We start from the raw sequence: 15,864 nt of genomic DNA, 5'->3' as shown, positions 1-15,864 counted from the left end.
CGCTTGTGAGGGGAGCCACTTCTGCTCGTGAGTGGAGCCGCTTCTGCCGTGATTGGTTGCTTACGCTTGCTGATTGGTTGCTTACGCCTATGACGCCGTCGCACCGACCGAACCTTCTCGTCCTCGACACCGAGCCGCGTCCCCGGCTCGGGCGGCTCACCGGGCGGGCGACGATCGAGTACGCCGACGCCTCGACGCTCGCCGAGCGGCTGCCGTACGCCGATGTGCTGCTGGTGTGGGACTTCGCCTCCCACGCGGTGCGGGACGCCTGGCCGGGCGACGGGCCGCGGCCGCGCTGGGTCCACACGGCGAGCGCGGGCGTGGACCATCTGCTGTGCCCCGAACTCGCGGCCGACGAGGACACGGTGGTCACGAACGCCCGCGGGGTGTTCGAGGCGCCGATCGCCGAGTACGTCGCCGCGCTCGTCCTCGCCATGGCCAAGGACCTGCCGCGTACCTGGGAGTTGCAGGGGCGGCGGGAGTGGCGGCACCGGGAGGCGCTGCGGGTGGCGGGCGGCCGGGCGTGCGTGGTGGGGTCCGGGCCGATCGGGCGGGCGATCGCGCGCTGTCTGAAGACCCTCGGCATCCACACGGCCCTGGTGGGCCGGGTCGCGCGCGCCGGCGTCCACGGTCCCGAGGAACTGGACCGGCTGCTGGCCCGCGCCGACTGGGTGATCGCGGCAGCGCCGCTGACCGAGGCGACGTACGGCATGTTCGACGCCCGGCGGTTCGGGGTCATGCAGCCGTCCGCGCGGTTCGTCAATGTGGGGCGTGGGCAGCTCGTGGTGGAGGACGCGCTCGTCGAGGCGCTGCGCAAGCGGTGGATCGCGGGGGCGGCGCTGGATGTCTTCGAGCGCGAGCCGCTGGGCCCGGACGACCCGCTGTGGGAGGTGCCCGGGCTGATCGTCTCGCCCCACATGAGCGGGGACACGGTGGGATGGCGGGACGAACTCGGCACCCAGTTCGTGGAGTTGTTCGGGCTGTGGGAGGCGGGCAAGCCGCTGCCCAACGTGGTCGACAAGCAGCGCGGGTACGTGCCCGGGCACTGAACTCCCCTGGAAGGGGCCGTATGCCGGAGCCGACTGAACTCACGGAACTGACGGAACTGTCCGCCGTACGACTCGTCGAGGGCTACCGCAAGGGCGAGTTCAGCCCCGTGGACGTGGTGCGCGCGGCCCTGGAACGGGCCGGGCGGGTGCAGCCGGATGTGAACGCCTTCGTGCGCATCGACGCCGAGACGGCTCTCGCGCAGGCCCGGGAGTCGGAGGGGCGCTGGCGGCGCGGGGAGCCGGCCGGGGCGGTGGACGGGGTGCCGGTCACGGTGAAGGACATCCTGCTGATGCGGGGCGCGCCGACCCTGAAGGGCTCCAAGACCATTTCGGCGCAGGGGAGTTGGGACGAGGACGCGCCTTCCGTGGCCCGGCTGCGTGAACACGGCGCCGTCTTCCTCGGCAAGACCACGACGCCCGAGTTCGGCTGGAAGGGCGTCACCGACTCGCCGCTGAGCGGGGTGACACGGAATCCGTACGACCTCTCGCGTACGGCCGGGGGTTCCAGCGGGGGTGCGGCGGCGGCCGTGGCGCTCGGGGCGGGGCCGCTGGCGCTGGGCACGGACGGGGGTGGCAGCGTCCGTATCCCGGCCGCCTTCTGCGGGGTGTTCGGGCTGAAGCCGACGTACGGGCGGGTGCCGCTGTATCCCGCGAGTGCCTTCGGCACGCTGGCCCATGTGGGGCCGCTGACCCGGGACGCGGCGGATGCCGCGCTGATGCTGGACGTCATCGGCGGCCCCGACGCACGGGACTGGTCGGCGCTCGCCCCCGCGCCGGGATCCTTCGTGGACGCGCTCTCGGGAGGCGTGCGGGGGCTGCGGGTCGCGTACTCCCCGTCGCTCGGCGGGCAGGTGGCCGTACAGCCCGCCGTCGCCCTCGCGGTGCGGCGGGCCGTGGAGGGGCTCGCCGGGCTCGGCGCGTACGTCACCGAGGCCGACCCCGACTTCTCCGATCCCGTCGAGGCGTTCCACACCCTGTGGTTCAGCGGGGCGGCACGGGTGACGCAACGGCTCGGGCCGCATCAGCGGGAGCTGCTGGACCCCGGCTTGCGGGAGATCCGGGCGATGGGGGCGCGGCTCTCCGCGCTGGACTATCTGGCCGCGGTGGATGTCCGGATGGATCTCGGGCGGCGGATGGGGGGCTTTCATGAGCGGTACGACGTTCTTGTCACGCCGACGCTGCCGGTGACGGCGTTCGAGGCGGGGGTGGAGGTGCCGCGGGGGTCCGGGCATCGGCGGTGGACGGGGTGGACGCCGTTCACGTACCCCTTCAACCTGACGCAGCAGCCTGCGGCGAGTGTTCCTGTGGGGGTGGACGGGGGCGGGTTGCCGGTGGGGCTTCAGGTGGTCGCGGCCCGGCACCGGGACGACCTGGTGCTGCGGGTGGGGCATGCGTTGTACGAGGTGGGGGTTGCGGGGGTGGCTCCGGCCCCCAGGTGATCGCGCGCATGCGCCGAGGGAAACGCGTCCGTCCCGCACCGGTCGGTGTGGGACGGACGCGTTCGGCGGGTCAGTCGCAGGCAAGGCCCCATGAATTGTTGGGACGCCAGGTCTTCTCGCCGGAGCCTGTGCCCTTCCAACTGAAAGTCGCCACCACGCCGAAAGTCTGCCGTGGCCAGTTACACGGGTTGACGGAGCTGGTGCCGGCCAAGTCCTCGGTGCCATGCCAGCCGTCGCCGTCCTTCGCGGTGCGCATCGTCACCCAGCCACTGGCATTGCTGAAGCGCTGGAGCTTCACGTTGGTGACCTTGACCTGGTAGCTGCCGCCACCGGCGACGTCGGTGATCTTCGCCCGCGCTCGGTAGGTGTCGGCGGTCTCGTCCCACCAGACGGTGGCGCAGCGCTTGACTTGGGTGCCGTAGCACTCCCATGCGCTTTCTGCGGACGCCGACGACGGGGTGAAGACGATCGACGCGCCAAGCGCCGCGGCGACCAACGCGCCGGTGGTGCCGAACCGGCCCACACGCTTGAGCCTCATGAAAGCCCCTCCTGATGTGCCATGTGAAAATTTCTTGTTCTTCTTACGTGCCATCGGGCTTGGACACCTGGACACTCATCGTCCACCGCACAGTGTCCGGTGCCTCGATCGAGACGTGCCCCTTGCGTTTCGTGGAGAGGTTGAGTTCGTGTGCGTAGTAGCTGACTTCACCGCTCTTACAGGCGGTCGAGAAGGTCGCTACGGTATCGACGACGACGTCCACCATCGGCGATCCGGAATCAGCCACGCAATCGAGCGCGATCAACGTGACGCCCTTTTGCAGCGGAACCGGGCTGAATACGTCACTGCCACGCGTCGGTCCTGCGGACAGGGCCTCCGTGAACCCCATCTCCAGCTCGGGCGCGGACAGCGCCGGTGGCGCCTTGGATGCCGTGGGCGATGAGGTGCCCGAGTGGGCACCCCGCGTTTCCTCGCCACCGGTGCAGGCCGCGACCGCGGAAACCAAGGCGACAGCCGCCAAGAGCGCCACCGTCCGCCGCATCAGGAGTTGGTCTCCCAGTACCGGAATCCCTGCCTCTTGTTTGCCAGCTTCACGGTCCCGGTCTTGCGTTGCGACTTACGGCAGTCAGGGAGCGTGAGGTACTTCTCCACCTTGGCGGTGTGCCCCTTCACCCCATACTGCACGTTGCCGTACTTGCCCCTCCTGATCTCGCGCTCGTAGGAGTGGCTGGACGTCCAGGTAGCCTTGGCTTGGACACCCGCGCTGACCTCAGCCTTCGCTTCGACGACAGCGGCCTTCACGCTCACCCCGACCGTGCCGCTGATCGACGTACCAAGCTCCCCGGCTCTGATCTTCGTGAGGGTCATCTTTCCGCCGGGCCCGTCCGAGTAGACAGGACCCTTGCCGAAGAACGTGGCCTTGTAGCCGTAGACGTTCTTCACCCATACCCTGTCGCACCTGTCAAGCGCCCTCGCGTCACCCGAGCCGGCTGCCGCCGCCGTGGACGGCGCGGCGAGAAAACCGCCGAGGAGGCCGGCCAGAAGAGCCCCGGCGGCCGCGGTCGACTTCGCGCGCCCTCTTCCGATTCTGGTCAATTCAGCTCCACCTTCCAATTTTTTGGGGCCGATTGCCCGAATTCCCCTTCGGGCGGCCCGGTATCGAAAGTTACGCGGCGGGCCACAGAAGGGCATGTCACGCAAACACGTGACAACACCGGTGCGCCGCCCGCGCGCTGATCTAAGTTGAGAGGAATCCAGGTCGGGAGGCGGGCCTCATCAGCGTACGGGGGAAACACTGTGAAGAATTCGGTCGGATTCCGTGCTTTGATTGGCGGAGTCGTGAATTTCTTTGGTGGAGACGGCGTGCCGACGCAGGGGCCGGCCCAACTTCAGCTTCGGCGTAGGTCCGCACGTCTGTCCGCTGTCCTGAGAACAGTCAGTGCCGTCGGAGCGGCCCTGGTCGCCGTGGTCGGCTTCGCGCCGCCCGCCCGCTCGATCTGGGTGGCCGTCGCGGTCGTCGGACTGCTGCTGTGGAGCGGCCTGTTCACCGTTCTGACGCTCAGGCCGGAACCTCATGCCTGGCTCTACGCCGGTGATGTCGCCGTCGTTCTCATGCTCTGCCTGGCGCAGGGCAACCTTGTCCCAGCCGAGGTACTGGGAGCGAGCGCGGGCTCCGGATGGATCGACATGGTCGCCGGCACAGGCGTCTTCATCGCACAGTTCATGCTGCGTCAGCCCTGGGCGATGGCCTCGGCGATCGCCATCGCGGCGGCCCACGCGGTGGGCGCCGGCGTACGAGAGGCCTCCGTCGTCCTGGTGCTCCAGGGGCTGCTCGCCGCCGCTGTCATGGTCCTGCTGCGGCATGGAGCGCGCAGGGCGGACCTCGCGCTGTCCGAGGAGGCGGCGGCGCGCGCGTCGGCGCGGGCCCGGTCCGCCGCCCGCACCGACGAACGGGACCAGCAGCGGCTGTTGCACGACACCGTGCTCGCCACGCTCACCATGGTGGGCACCGGCAGCATCACCCGTGACTCTGCCGCGCTGCCGGAACGGGCCGCGGCCGACCTGGCCGTCATCGCGGACCTGCGGGCGCATCCCGGCGTGGCGCGCGATGGGGTGCAGGCCCCCGCACCGCTGGATGTCGCGCTGCGCACCGTCGTGCTGACGCGCCGCGTCGGCCTCCCACCCCTGGACATCGAGTTCGACGTGCCGCCTCTGGACCTGCCCCACGAGGTCGTGGAAGCCCTCTCGCAAGGGGTCGCCGAGTCCCTGACCAATGTGGCCCGGCACGCGAACACCGGCGCCGCCCGGGTCACGGCCCGACGCGTCGGGGAGGGCGTCGCGGTCGAAGTCCGCGACGAAGGAGACGGGTTCGACCCTGCGGCTGTTCCCTCCCACCGGCGCGGCCTGCGGGAATCGGTCTGCGGCCGGATGAGTGCCGTGGGCGGCAGCGCCCGGGCGGACTCGTCCCCGGGCGCCGGCACCCGGGTCGTGCTGAGGTGGGAACCATGACCGTCGGCGTCGTCGAGGGCGTGGTCGCCACCCGCTTCGCCAAGGCCGTCAATATCGGGCTGGTGGCGATCGTCGGCGTCTGGCACCTGGGTCTGGACACCCTGCTGGTGCTCAGGGGCTGGCCGGTGTACGAGCCGCGGGTCGCGGCCGCCGGCGCCTGGCTGGCCCTCGCGGTCATCCAGACGGCCGGGTCGATCCTGTTGCTGCGTTCCGCGCTCAGCGGGCGCACCGCGCGGGGGCTTGCGGGGGCGACGCTGGTCACCGGAGTCGTCGCCACCGCCACGTACCCGCCGGGCGGGGCGATCGGCGACGTGAGCTGGGCGTGGAACACCGTCGGTTGGTTCGGCGTGCTGCTGTTGATTCAGCGTCCGCTGTGGGAGCTGATCACCCTGTTGGGCGCCAACACGGCTGTCACGGTGGGCTTCCTCGCCGCCGACGGTGCGCTCGACCAGGTCACCGTCTCCCGTCTGCTGGCCGCGGTCTACACCACTGCCGGTATCCAGTTGACCTTCGCGTATCTGGCGCGGCAGCTCAACGACGGTGCGAGGGAAGCCACCGAGATCGCCGCGGGGCAGGCGGAGCACCTCGCCCGTGCCACCGCCGACGAGGCCGTGCATGCCGAGCGCCGGCGCCGCTACGCATACCTGCGCATCAGAGTGGAACCGCTGCTGCGTGGTCTGGCGGAACGTCAACTGGACCCGGGAGACACCGTCGTACGCCAGCGCGCAGCCGTGGAGGCGGCACGGCTGCGGAGGCTGTTCGTGGAGACGGACGACACCCCGCACCCGCTCCTGCACGAACTGCGGGCCTGTGCCGATGTCGCCGAGCGGCGCGGCGTACGCGTGGCCCTGCTGAGCTACGGCGACCTGCCCGACCTGCCGGCATCCGTCCGCCGGGAACTGGCGGAAGGGGCCCTGCTGGTCCTGGCCGGCGCCGCCACCCGAGCGCGGGTGACCGTGGTGACATCGCCCGAGGAGGTCGTGGTGAGCGTGGTGGCCGACGCCCCGCCTCAGACGCTCTTGGAATCGCCGGGCCCCCTCACCGTATCCTCCACATACGACCAGGAGGAGGACCAGTTGTGGTGGGAAACCCGATGGCCCGTACGACCGGCCCCCTGACCGTTGCCATCATCGACGATCACCCTGTCGTCATCGAAGGCATCCAGACCTGGCTGTCCGAGGAGCCGCGGATCTCGGTGGGGCACACCGGCGAAACCGTGGATGTGGAGCCCGGCGTCGCGGATGTCCTCATTCTCGATCTGAATCTGCACGGCAGACTCGTCATCGGCGACATCGCCACGCTGGCCGCGGCGGGTCAACGGGTCATCGCCTTCTCGCAGTTCACCGAGCAGCGGGTGGTGCTCGAATCGCTGGAGGCCGGCGCCTGCGAGTTCGTCGCGAAGAACGAAGGACGGGCGCACCTGGTGAACACGGTGTTGGCGGCGGCGGGCGACAGGCCGTACGTCACGCCGACGGCCGCGGGCGTCCTCGTCGGTGATCGCGGCGCGAACAGGCCCAAGCTGTCCTCGCAGGAACGTACCGCCCTGCTGTGGTGGTTCCAGTCCATGTCGAAGGCCTCGGTCGCCCGGCGCATGGGCGTGTCGGTTCACACCGTCGATGTGTACATCCGTCGGGCGCGAGTCAAGTACGCGCAGGTCGGCAGATCCGCACCGACGAAGGCGGACATGCTGGCCCGGGCGATCGAGGACGGCTTGGTGAAGCCCGACGACATCACGGGCTACGAGTCAGCGGCAGTCGGCGTGGGTTGACCATGTGAACAGCGCGCCTGTCGCCCCATAGGCACCTGTCCCCGAGCAGTCGGATCTCGCACCACCCACAACGTCACGCCCGCCGGAACCGCAGCGTCTCCCCCAACGCCCCTGTCCGCCAAAGGTCGTTGCACGCCTCGGCCATCTCGTCCAGGCCCGAGACCACCTGCCCCCACACGATCCCCGGCACCCACCCCACATCGCCGTTCAGCAGCAGGTTGTTGCGTTCGTAGAAGAGGGCCAGGTCTACGAGGGTGGTGCCGGGGCGGACCTCGTCGTCGTAGCCGTACGCGTTCGTGGCCAGTTCCGTGCCGGCGAAGGAGAAGTAGCAGAGGTCGCCGGGGATGGGGGTGACGGTGGGGTTCTCGAGGGGTGGCTCCTGGGGGGCGAAGGGTGGGAAGAGGGCGTAGATCTCGTTGCGGGCGTATTTGGCGTGGTAGACGTCGCCGGACAGGGGCAGGGCGTCCCAGACGGCGGCGCAGGTGAGCGGCGCGCGGTCGTCCAGGAGTTTCGCCCGGCACACGACCTGGCGCTTGAGCAGGGAGATCTCTATGTAGCGGTCGGTCATGTCTTCCATGGTGCCGCCCGGGTCAAGGGTGCCTCCCTTGGCCCGACCCGCCTGGCCGGGTGTGTGCAGGGGGCGTGAAGGCCCCGGCAGTGGCGTGAATACATCGCATCGGGTCGGGTAGCCGCGCGGCCATGGCTCCAGCAACAGAGACCTCCGGGAGAACCGGGAAGACACGCGACCCCAGCCGCCGGGCGCTGCTCGCCGGCGCCTCCGCGCTCGCCACGGTGGGCGCGCTGGGCGCCGCCGGGTGCAGTCGGGTGGCCACCGCCTCCAGCACGGAGGGGGGTGAGCTGCTGGACCGGCTGCGGGCGCAGGGCGTCGTACGGCTGGGTATCGCGGGGGAGATCCCGTTCGGCTACATCGACACGGATGGTGAGTTGACCGGCGAGGGGCCGGAAGTGGCCGGCATCGTCTTCAAGCGGTTGGGGGTGGGGCGGGTTCAGCCCGTGCCCACCGAGTTCGGCTCGCTCATACCCGGGCTGAATTCGCAGCAGTTCGATGTCGTGTCCGCCGGGATGTACATCAATCCCGAGCGTTGCGCCGAAGTCATCTTCTCCGAGCCCGACCATCAGATGCTGGACGCGTTCGTGGTGCGGAAGGGCAATCCGAAGGGCCTGAACGACTACGCGGATGTGATTCGGGAAAAGGCCCGGTTCGCCACCGGGTCGGGGTACGCGCAGATCGCGCATGCCGTCGAGGCCGGGTATCCGGAGAGCGACATCGTCATCGTGCCCGACCAGGTGGCCGGGCTGAACGCCGTGGAGGCGGGGCGGGTCGACGTGTTCGCGGGGACGTCGCTGACCACCCGCGAGGTGGTCAAGAAGTCCCGCACGACGGAGGCGACCAAGCCGTTCGCCGCGCTGGTCGACGGCAAGCCGCGGGTGGACGGCGCGGGCTTCGCGTTCCGGCCGGCCGAGACGCGGCTGCGGGACGCCTTCAACGTGGAGCTGCGGAAGATGAAGGAGAGCGGGGAACTGCTGCGCGTCCTGCGGCCCTTCGGCTTCACCAAGGTCGAGATGACCGACCTGACCACGAAGGAGCTCTGTCGCGCATGACACCGGGACTCTGGGAACTGGTACTGCGCGGCGTCTGGGTCACCCTTCAGCTGCTGGTCTTCGGCGCGCTGCTGGCCACGGTCGTCTCCTTCGTGGTGGGGGTCGCGCGCACCCACCGGCGGTGGATCGTCCGCTTCGTCGCGGGCCTCTACACCGAGGTGTTCCGCGGCACCTCCGCGCTGATCATGATCTTCTGGGTGTACTTCGTACTGCCGCTGGCCTTCGGCTGGCAGCTCGTCCCGATGTGGGCGGGCGTCCTGGCGCTCGGGCTGACGTACGGGGCGTACGGCGCCGAGATCGTGCGCGGCGCCCTGACCGCCGTGGATCCGGCGCAGCGCGAGGGCGGTATCGCGCTGAGCTTCACGCCGTGGCAGCGGATGCGGCTGATCCTGCTGCCACAGGCGGTCCCGGAGATGATCCCGCCCTTCGCCAACCTCGTGGTCGAACTGCTCAAGGGCACGGCGCTGGTGTCGGTCATGGGCATGGGTGACCTGGCGTTCAGCGGCAGCCTGGTGCGGCTGGCGCTGCAGGAGAGCGTGGAGATCTACGCGTATCTCCTGGTCATCTACTTCGTGATCGCCTTCCTGCTCACCCGGGCCATGCGGGTGCTGGAACGGCGGCTGAAGGCCGGGGTCGGCAAGGCTCCGGCGAGGAAGGCGGCTGTGCCGCCGGCGCGCGTCCCCGAGGGCGCGAGTGCGGGAGGCGGTGCCTGATGAACTGGGACTGGAACGCGGTCACCGACTTCCTGCCGCACTTCCGGGACGGTCTGCTGGTCACCCTGCAGGCGCTGGCGCTGGGCTCGGTCGTCTCCTTCGTGCTCGGACTGGTGTGGGCGCTGCTGGTGCGGACGCCGACCCGGTGGGTGAGCTGGCCGGTGGGCGTCGTCACGGAGTTCATCCGGAACACTCCGCTGCTCGTCCAGCTGTTCTTCCTGTTCTATGTGCTGCCGGAGTGGGGTCTGACCTTCTCGGCGCTGACCACGGGCGTCTTCGCGATCGGGCTGCACTACTCGACGTACACGATGCAGGTCTACCGCGCCGGCATCGAGGCGGTGCCCGCGGGCCAGTGGGAGGCGGCCACGGCGCTGAACCTGCCGATGCGGCGCACGTGGTCGGTGGTGATCCTGCCGCAGGCGGTCCGCCGGGTGGTGCCCGCGCTGGGCAACTACGTGATCTCGATGCTCAAGGACACACCGATCCTGATGGTGATCACAGTGCCGGAGATGCTGAGCGAGGCACGGCTCTACGCCCAGGAGACCTTCCGTTTCACCGAGCCCCTGACCGTCATCGGGGTGGCCTTCATCCTCATCTCCTATCTGGCCTCCCTCCTTCTGCGAACCCTGGAGCGACGTCTTGTCCGCTGACACCCCGCTGAGGAAAGAACCGGACGCCAACACCGACGGCGCCCCGGCCGCCGGCCGTGCCGAGCTGATCCGCTTCGAGAACGTGACCAAACGATTCGGCAGCAATACGGTCCTGGACCGGCTGGACTTCTCCGTCGACGCCGGCAAGCACGTCACGCTGATCGGCCCGTCCGGCTCCGGCAAGACGACGATCCTGCGGCTGCTGATGACCCTGACCAAGCCCGACGAGGGCACGATCACCGTCGGCGGGCAGCGGCTGTTCCCGGCGAGCGACAAGCAGTGCCGTGAGGTCCGCAAGAACATCGGGATGGTGTTCCAGCAGTTCAACCTCTTCCCGAACATGAAGGTGCTGCGGAACATCACCGAGGCGCCCGTCACCGTCCTCGGGCTCTCCAAGGACGAGGCCGAGGCGCGCGCCCGCGAGCTGCTCGACCTCGTCGGGCTCGCCGACAAGTGCGACGCCTACCCGACCCAGCTGTCCGGCGGGCAGCAGCAGCGGGTGGCCATCGCCCGGGCGCTGGCGATGCGTCCGCAGGTGCTGCTCCTCGACGAGGTGACGTCCGCACTCGACCCCGAGCTGGTCGCGGGCGTACTGGACCTGCTCAGGGACATCGCCCGCACCACCGACATCACGATGCTCTGTGTGACCCACGAGATGAACTTCGCCCGGGACATCTCGGATCAAGTTCTGATGTTCGATTCTGGCCAGGTCATCGAGTCGGGCAGCCCCGAGAAGATATTCGGCGACCCCGCGCACGAACGAACGCGCGAGTTTCTCGGCGCGGTCCTCTGATTACGGCGAGTGAACGAGCGAACACACGGGAACGTCCGAGGTCCGCTCGCCGGGCCATGACTGCGGCATATGCCAGAGTGCTGGTCCGGCAGTTGAGGGGCCCGGAGGCACCCGGAATTTCTCGCGAACAACCCCTCCACGTACGCCCCTTGGGCCGTATCGTGGGACACGGCAAGCTGTCCGAAAAACGGCCCGAGAAGCGCAGGGGGAAACCGTGGCGCTCAAGCACGAGCCGACCGCGCCGTACCACTCGGCCCAGGACGCCCTCCGCGTCCTGGAGACGGTGGCGCGGCAGGCAGGTGGCGTCACCGACGCCGAGATCGCCCGTCGCACCGGCGTCGGCAGCGAGCGGTTGACCGCGCTCCTGCGGATGCTGCGCCGCGAGGGGTACGTGGAACAGACCGCCGACGGCGCCTACGTCACCGGTGTCGCACTCGCCCGGCTGGGCTCCGCCCAGGGTCATGACCAGGCCCTGCGCGAGCAGCTCCAGCACACCCTCGACCGGCTGCGCGACTCGGTGGGCGCCGCCGTCTATGTCACCCGCTATCTGGACGGGGAGATCCAGGTCACCGGCTGGGCCGACAGCCCGGCCACACCCGCGGTCCACGAGTGGGTCGACTTCCGCTCCTCCGCCCACGCCACCGCCTTCGGCAAGGGCCTGCTGGGCCAGCTCGACCTCAACGGCCGCCGCGACCACCTCTCGCGCCACCGTCCGGCCCGGCTCACCGCCCGCACGATCACCAACGAGAAGGTGCTGCTGAGCAATCTCGACGCCCAGACACCCACGGTCCCGGTCCTCGACCTCCAGGAGTACGCGCCGGGCACGGTCTGCGCGGCCGTCCCCCTCACCGCGGGCTCCTCCGTCGGCTGCCTCGCGCTGTCGCTCCCGCTGGAGCACGCACACCGGCTGCGGTCCGCCGCGAACACCCTCAACCGGGGAGCGGCGCCCGTGCTCCTCTCCCTGGCGATCTAGCCACCCACCGTCCTTCAGAGATCCAGCTCACGTTTAACTGGTCGAGGGCACCCCTGCGGACCAGGTAGTATTTTCTCTGTCGCCAGCCGCCGAAGGCGGAAGGGCGACAGAGTCTGCGCCGCTAGCTCAGTTGGTTAGAGCAGCTGACTCTTAATCAGCGGGTCCGGGGTTCGAGTCCCTGGCGGCGCACCAAACGGAAGGCCCTCCACTTCGGTGGGGGGCCTTCCGCTATCCCCGCAGATACGCCAGGACCGCCAGCACCCGCCGATGCGTGTCCTCCGCCGGTGGCAGATCCAGTTTCCCCAGGATGTTGCCGATGTGCTTGCCGACGGCCGCCTCGGTGACGACCAGCTCGCGGGCGATCGCCCCGTTCGACTTCCCCTCGGCGACCAGCGCGAGCACCTCCCTCTCGCGCGGGGTGAGCGCCGCCAGCGGATCACGCCGACGCCGCAGCAGCTGCCGTACGACCTCGGGGTCGACGACCGTGCCGCCGGCCGCGACCCGCTCCACCGTCTCCGCGAACTGCTCGACCTGGCCGATCCGGTCCTTGAGGAGATAGCCGACGCCGGTGCCGTCGCCGGTGTCCAGCAGCTCGGCGGCGTAGGCCCGTTGGACGTACTGGCTGAGGACGAGGACGGGCAGGGACGCGTTCGCCGCGCGCAGTTCGAGGGCGGCGCGCAGGCCCTCGTCGGTGAGGCCGGGCGGCATGCGTACGTCGGTGACGACGAGGTCGGGGGCGTACGACCGCACGGCCGCCGTCAGCGACTCCGCGTCCCCGACCGCCGCGACGACCTCGTGTCCGAACCTGGTCAGCACGCCGACGAGCCCTTCCCGCAGCAGCACGCTGTCCTCGGCGAGCACGATCTTCAGCGCTGGGGGCACGGGATCTCCAGGGACAGGACGGTCGGGCCGCCGGCCGGGCTGTGGACGGCCAGTGTCCCATCGAGCACGGCGAGCCGGTCGGCGAGTCCGGTGAGGCCGGTACCCCGCGCGGGATCGGCGCCGCCCGTCCCGTCGTCCCGCACCTCCACCCGCAGCCGCCCGCCCGCGTACCGGCCGCTGATCCACGCCCGCCCCGCCCCGCTGTGCCTGCCGATGTTGGCCAGCGCCTCCCGTACCGCGAAGTACGCGGCCGACTCCACGGACTCGGCGAACCGGGGAAGGTCCACATCCAGCTCCACGGGTACGGCGGAACGGTCGGCCGCGTCGGCGAGGGCGTCCGGGAGGCCGTAGTCGGCGAGGACCTGGGGATGGATGCCGTGGATCAACTCGCGCAGTTCGCCGAGGACTTGGTCGGCCTCCCGGTGGGCGGCGGCGAGGCGGTCGGACAGTTCGGGCGGGGCGTCGAGACGGGCCAGGCCCAAGGTCATACTCAGGGACACGAGCCGTTGCTGGGCCCCGTCGTGCAGATCGCGCTCGATCCGCCGCCGCTCCGCCTCGAAGGCCGCCACCAGCCGGGCCCGCGACCGCGTCACCTCGGCCAGCCGCCGCTCCGCCTCCGCCTCGCTCGGCGCGAGCAGCAGCCGGGCGAGCGCGGCGCGGGCCCGCGTGTACAGGACGAGCGGCCGGAGCAGCGCGAGGAGGAGGACGACACCGGCGGCCGTGCACAGCAGGGCCTGGCCGTAGGAGTCGATCAGCCAGAGCTTGGCGATCCGCGCGTCACCACTGGCGCTGCTCGTCGTCGCCAGCTGCACGGGCGCCCCGATCATCGCGCCGGGCAGGCCCAGCGCCCCGAACAGCACGAGCGCGTCGAGCGGCCACAGCACGAACCCGAGCAGACCCGTGTACGCCAGCTCCCGCCAGGTCGCCCGCTCGGTCAGCCGCAGCCGGGCCCAGGCGGCGAGACCGGGCTCGGCCGGGGTGGCGTGTGGGTCGGGCGGCGGCGGGATGTGGGTGAGGGCCAGTCGCCGTCGTTCGAGCGCACCGACGGGTATGCCGGACAGCACGGCCACGGCGAGCAGGGGCAGGCCGACGAGGGCCGGGGCCAGGGCGAGGCCCAGGGTGCTCAGCACCAGGAGCACCACGAGGAGGGGCACGCCGATGAGCACACCGCTCAGCAGGTACGCCACCGTGCGCGGCACGTCGCGTACGACCGTTCGGATCATGGGGTCACGGTAGGCGGAGGGGGACGACAACGGCCATACGCGCAGGGGGCGTTCCGGGGGTGGGGCCGGCCCTACCTGGTCAGCAGTTCCTCCCGCCCCCGGGCCCGGTACTCCGCCACCAGTCGCGCCTGGTCCACCGCCGAGAACTTCCGGTACGCCCACTTGCCGGGCGGGCGCCACCACACCGGGTCGGGGCAGCGGAAGCCCTCGTGGCGGAGGGTGGCGCGCTGGATCTTGTTGGTGGCGGTGACGGGCATGGTGGGGACGACGCGTACGAAGCGGGGGGCCATCTTGGTGCCCAGGTCCTGCTGGTCGAGGAGGAACTCGGCGAAGCGGCAGGCGTCGAAGGTGCCGGCGATGGTCGCCATGACCTGGTCCCCGGCGACCGGGTCGGGGACCGCGTAGACGGCGACGGCCTCGGCGCCCTCGTAGCGGGCGAGGATGTTCTCGATGACGGCGGCGGCGAGGTTCTCGCTGTCGACGCGGAGGCGGTCGTCGGTACGGCCGGCGAAGTAGAGGAAGCCGTCCTGGTCGCGGTAGAAGAGGTCGCCGGTCCAGTACCAGCCGTCGTGGCGGCGGGCGGCGTCCGCCTCCGGGTTGCGCCAGTAGCCTTCGAAGGGATTGGGGCCGCGGTTGACCAACTCCCCTATCGCCTCGGTGCCGTTGAGCAGGCGTCCATCGTCGGTGAGGAGGGCCGGCGGGCACTCCTTCCGTGTCTCCGGGTCGACCACCGCGAGGTCGTCGCCGGGTGCCGCCCGCCCGATCGCGCCCGGCGGCGCCCCGGGCGACCGCTGGATCGCCGCCCCGCCCTCGGAGGACCCGTATCCCTCCACGAGCCGCACCCCGAACCGCTCCTCGAACGCCGCCGCGTCCACCGCCCCCGCCTCCGTGCCGAAGCCCATACGCAGGGGGTTGTCGCGGTCGTCGGGGCGGGGCTCGGTGGCGAGGAGGTACTGCACGGCGCGTCCGACATAGGTGAAGTACGTGGCCCCGTACGCCCGTACGTCGTCCAGGAAGCCCGAGGCCGAGAAGCGGCGCCGTAGGGCGATCCCGGCGCCGGCGACCAGGGCGGGGGCCCAGTCGGCGATGACCGCGTTGCCGTGGAACATCGGCATGCAGAGGTAGTGCACGTCGTCCCGTCCGACGCCGAAGCGGTCCACGAGCGCCCGCCCGGCCGCCGCGAGCCGCCCCTGTGAGCAGATCGCGGCCTTGGGGGCGCCGGTGGAGCCGGAGGTGAAGTAGAGCAGGAGACGGTGGGCGGGGGTGGCCCGGGTGGGATCGGGCACGGCGTCGGAGTATGGGGCGAGGAGGTCGGCGTAGGGCTGGGTGTCCGTCACCAGCACGCGCACGCCCGGGAGTTCGAGTCCGTCGAGGAGGGGCAGGTGGGACTGTTCCGTGACCAGTACCCCGCACTCGGTGTGCAGGATGTCTCGGGCCAGTTCGGGGCCCCGGCGGGTGGGGTTGATTCCGGCGACGGCGGCTCCCGCGAGGGCGGCCGCGCTCAACCACAGCGGGAATTCAGGGGTGTTGTCGAGGAGGACGCCGATGTGGGGTTCGGCGTCGGGTGGCAGGAGGTCGGCCAGCAGTGCCGCCCGGGCGGCGGCTCCGGACGCGACCTCGTGGTGGGTCAGGACCTGTTCCTCGAACCACAGCCCGGGCCGGTGGTCGCCCCACCGGTCGGCGACGAGCTGTGCGACCGTGCGCCTCATGGACTCCATGTCGGCGCACGGTAGTTGACGTACCG

At 70.6% G+C, this 15,864-nt stretch carries 17 protein-coding genes and 1 tRNA gene; 11 read left to right on the top strand and 7 right to left on the bottom strand.

Annotated features, from left to right (window positions below):
• Positions 1–89: 89 nt before the first annotated feature.
• On the top strand, positions 90–1,049 hold the full coding sequence (locus JIX56_RS29680) for a D-2-hydroxyacid dehydrogenase (protein WP_257545076.1): 960 nt from the start codon (positions 90–92) through the stop codon (positions 1,047–1,049).
• Between the two features lie 20 nt (positions 1,050–1,069).
• Positions 1,070–2,488, top strand: coding sequence for an amidase (locus JIX56_RS29675; protein ID WP_257545075.1), 1,419 nt, complete (start codon positions 1,070–1,072; stop codon positions 2,486–2,488).
• A gap of 70 nt (positions 2,489–2,558) precedes the next feature.
• Here the strand turns inward: JIX56_RS29675 and JIX56_RS29670 are convergent, their stop codons facing one another.
• The 3 genes from JIX56_RS29670 to JIX56_RS29660 are packed head-to-tail and all read right to left on the bottom strand — an operon-like array spanning position 2,559 to position 4,082.
• Positions 2,559–3,080: a hypothetical protein gene (locus JIX56_RS29670; protein ID WP_257545074.1), complete on the bottom strand. Its 522-nt coding sequence runs from the start codon at positions 3,078–3,080 to the stop codon at positions 2,559–2,561.
• Positions 3,070–3,507, bottom strand: coding sequence for a hypothetical protein (locus JIX56_RS29665; RefSeq protein ID WP_257545073.1), 438 nt, complete (start codon positions 3,505–3,507; stop codon positions 3,070–3,072). Before JIX56_RS29665 ends, JIX56_RS29670 begins: the two co-directional genes overlap by 11 nt.
• 20 nt (positions 3,508–3,527) lie before the next feature.
• Positions 3,528–4,082 carry a hypothetical protein gene (locus tag JIX56_RS29660; protein ID WP_257545072.1) on the bottom strand — a complete coding sequence of 185 codons (555 nt, stop codon included), beginning with the start codon at positions 4,080–4,082 and terminating at the stop codon, positions 3,528–3,530.
• Positions 4,083–4,349: 267 nt separating this feature from the next.
• On the opposite strand from JIX56_RS29660, the gene JIX56_RS29655 reads away from it, so the two are divergent.
• Genes JIX56_RS29655 through JIX56_RS29645 form a run of 3 tightly spaced genes read left to right on the top strand, consistent with a single transcriptional unit; the run spans position 4,350 to position 7,263 of the window.
• On the top strand, positions 4,350–5,495 hold the full coding sequence (locus JIX56_RS29655) for a sensor histidine kinase (protein WP_257545071.1): 1,146 nt from the start codon (positions 4,350–4,352) through the stop codon (positions 5,493–5,495).
• The gene (locus JIX56_RS29650; RefSeq protein WP_257545070.1) at positions 5,492–6,613 is read left to right on the top strand and encodes a hypothetical protein; all 1,122 of its coding nucleotides are present in this window, start codon (positions 5,492–5,494) and stop codon (positions 6,611–6,613) included. The genes JIX56_RS29655 and JIX56_RS29650 overlap by 4 nt, the downstream gene beginning before the upstream one ends.
• A complete protein-coding gene (locus JIX56_RS29645) occupies positions 6,589–7,263 on the top strand; it encodes a response regulator (RefSeq protein ID WP_257545069.1) in 675 nt (224 codons plus the stop codon). The genes JIX56_RS29650 and JIX56_RS29645 overlap by 25 nt, the downstream gene beginning before the upstream one ends.
• A 73-nt stretch (positions 7,264–7,336) precedes the next feature.
• Here the strand turns inward: JIX56_RS29645 and JIX56_RS29640 are convergent, their stop codons facing one another.
• Positions 7,337–7,831 carry a DUF3830 family protein gene (locus tag JIX56_RS29640; RefSeq protein ID WP_257545068.1) on the bottom strand — a complete coding sequence of 165 codons (495 nt, stop codon included), beginning with the start codon at positions 7,829–7,831 and terminating at the stop codon, positions 7,337–7,339.
• A gap of 131 nt (positions 7,832–7,962) precedes the next feature.
• Between JIX56_RS29640 and ehuB the strand changes: the two genes are divergently transcribed.
• The 6 genes from ehuB (at position 7,963) to JIX56_RS29610 (ending at position 12,207) form a co-directional block, all read left to right on the top strand.
• A complete protein-coding gene (ehuB, locus tag JIX56_RS29635) occupies positions 7,963–8,886 on the top strand; it encodes an ectoine/hydroxyectoine ABC transporter substrate-binding protein EhuB (protein WP_257545067.1) in 924 nt (307 codons plus the stop codon).
• Positions 8,883–9,599, top strand: coding sequence for an ectoine/hydroxyectoine ABC transporter permease subunit EhuC (ehuC, locus tag JIX56_RS29630; protein WP_257545066.1), 717 nt, complete (start codon positions 8,883–8,885; stop codon positions 9,597–9,599). Before ehuB ends, ehuC begins: the two co-directional genes overlap by 4 nt.
• A complete protein-coding gene (gene ehuD, locus JIX56_RS29625; RefSeq protein WP_257545065.1) occupies positions 9,599–10,249 on the top strand; it encodes an ectoine/hydroxyectoine ABC transporter permease subunit EhuD in 651 nt (216 codons plus the stop codon). Before ehuC ends, ehuD begins: the two co-directional genes overlap by 1 nt.
• 7 nt (positions 10,250–10,256) lie before the next feature.
• Complete coding sequence (ehuA, locus tag JIX56_RS29620; protein WP_257551195.1) at positions 10,257–11,042, top strand: ectoine/hydroxyectoine ABC transporter ATP-binding protein EhuA; 786 nt, start codon at positions 10,257–10,259, stop codon at positions 11,040–11,042.
• A 214-nt stretch (positions 11,043–11,256) separates the two neighbouring features.
• Positions 11,257–12,015 (top strand): IclR family transcriptional regulator, encoded by a 759-nt coding sequence (locus JIX56_RS29615; protein WP_257545064.1) that lies wholly within the window; start codon positions 11,257–11,259, stop codon positions 12,013–12,015.
• Between the two features lie 115 nt (positions 12,016–12,130).
• Positions 12,131–12,207 (top strand) — tRNA-Lys (locus JIX56_RS29610).
• Between the two features lie 36 nt (positions 12,208–12,243).
• Here JIX56_RS29610 and JIX56_RS29605 read toward each other — a convergent pair.
• The 3 genes from JIX56_RS29605 to JIX56_RS29595 all read right to left on the bottom strand — a co-directional run bounded on the left by JIX56_RS29605 (position 12,244) and on the right by JIX56_RS29595 (position 15,838).
• The gene (locus JIX56_RS29605) at positions 12,244–12,897 is read right to left on the bottom strand and encodes a response regulator (protein WP_257545063.1); all 654 of its coding nucleotides are present in this window, start codon (positions 12,895–12,897) and stop codon (positions 12,244–12,246) included.
• The gene (locus JIX56_RS29600; RefSeq protein ID WP_257545062.1) at positions 12,882–14,120 is read right to left on the bottom strand and encodes a sensor histidine kinase; all 1,239 of its coding nucleotides are present in this window, start codon (positions 14,118–14,120) and stop codon (positions 12,882–12,884) included. Before JIX56_RS29600 ends, JIX56_RS29605 begins: the two co-directional genes overlap by 16 nt.
• A gap of 71 nt (positions 14,121–14,191) precedes the next feature.
• Complete coding sequence (locus JIX56_RS29595) at positions 14,192–15,838, bottom strand: long-chain-fatty-acid--CoA ligase (protein ID WP_257545061.1); 1,647 nt, start codon at positions 15,836–15,838, stop codon at positions 14,192–14,194.
• Positions 15,839–15,864: the final 26 nt, after the last annotated feature.

The organism is Streptomyces sp. CA-210063, from assembly GCF_024612015.1.
GTDB lineage: Bacteria > Actinomycetota > Actinomycetes > Streptomycetales > Streptomycetaceae > Streptomyces.
Note: the sequence above shows the minus strand (reverse complement) of the source record. Positions and strands in the feature narration are given on the sequence as shown.

Excerpts from the sequence above, each read along its gene's own strand:
- JIX56_RS29680 (WP_257545076.1), top strand. The coding sequence starts at position 90 with ATGACGCCGTCGCACCGACCGAACCTTCTCGTCCTCGACACCGAGCCG.
- JIX56_RS29675 (WP_257545075.1), top strand. The coding sequence starts at position 1,070 with ATGCCGGAGCCGACTGAACTCACGGAACTGACGGAACTGTCCGCCGTA.
- JIX56_RS29670 (WP_257545074.1), bottom strand. The coding sequence starts at position 3,080 with ATGGCACGTAAGAAGAACAAGAAATTTTCACATGGCACATCAGGAGGG.
- JIX56_RS29650 (WP_257545070.1), top strand. The coding sequence starts at position 5,492 with ATGACCGTCGGCGTCGTCGAGGGCGTGGTCGCCACCCGCTTCGCCAAG.
- JIX56_RS29645 (WP_257545069.1), top strand. The coding sequence starts at position 6,589 with ATGGCCCGTACGACCGGCCCCCTGACCGTTGCCATCATCGACGATCAC.
- JIX56_RS29640 (WP_257545068.1), bottom strand. The coding sequence starts at position 7,831 with ATGACCGACCGCTACATAGAGATCTCCCTGCTCAAGCGCCAGGTCGTG.
- ehuB (WP_257545067.1), top strand. The coding sequence starts at position 7,963 with ATGGCTCCAGCAACAGAGACCTCCGGGAGAACCGGGAAGACACGCGAC.
- ehuC (WP_257545066.1), top strand. The coding sequence starts at position 8,883 with ATGACACCGGGACTCTGGGAACTGGTACTGCGCGGCGTCTGGGTCACC.
- ehuD (WP_257545065.1), top strand. The coding sequence starts at position 9,599 with ATGAACTGGGACTGGAACGCGGTCACCGACTTCCTGCCGCACTTCCGG.
- JIX56_RS29600 (WP_257545062.1), bottom strand. The coding sequence starts at position 14,120 with ATGATCCGAACGGTCGTACGCGACGTGCCGCGCACGGTGGCGTACCTG.
- JIX56_RS29595 (WP_257545061.1), bottom strand. The coding sequence starts at position 15,838 with ATGGAGTCCATGAGGCGCACGGTCGCACAGCTCGTCGCCGACCGGTGG.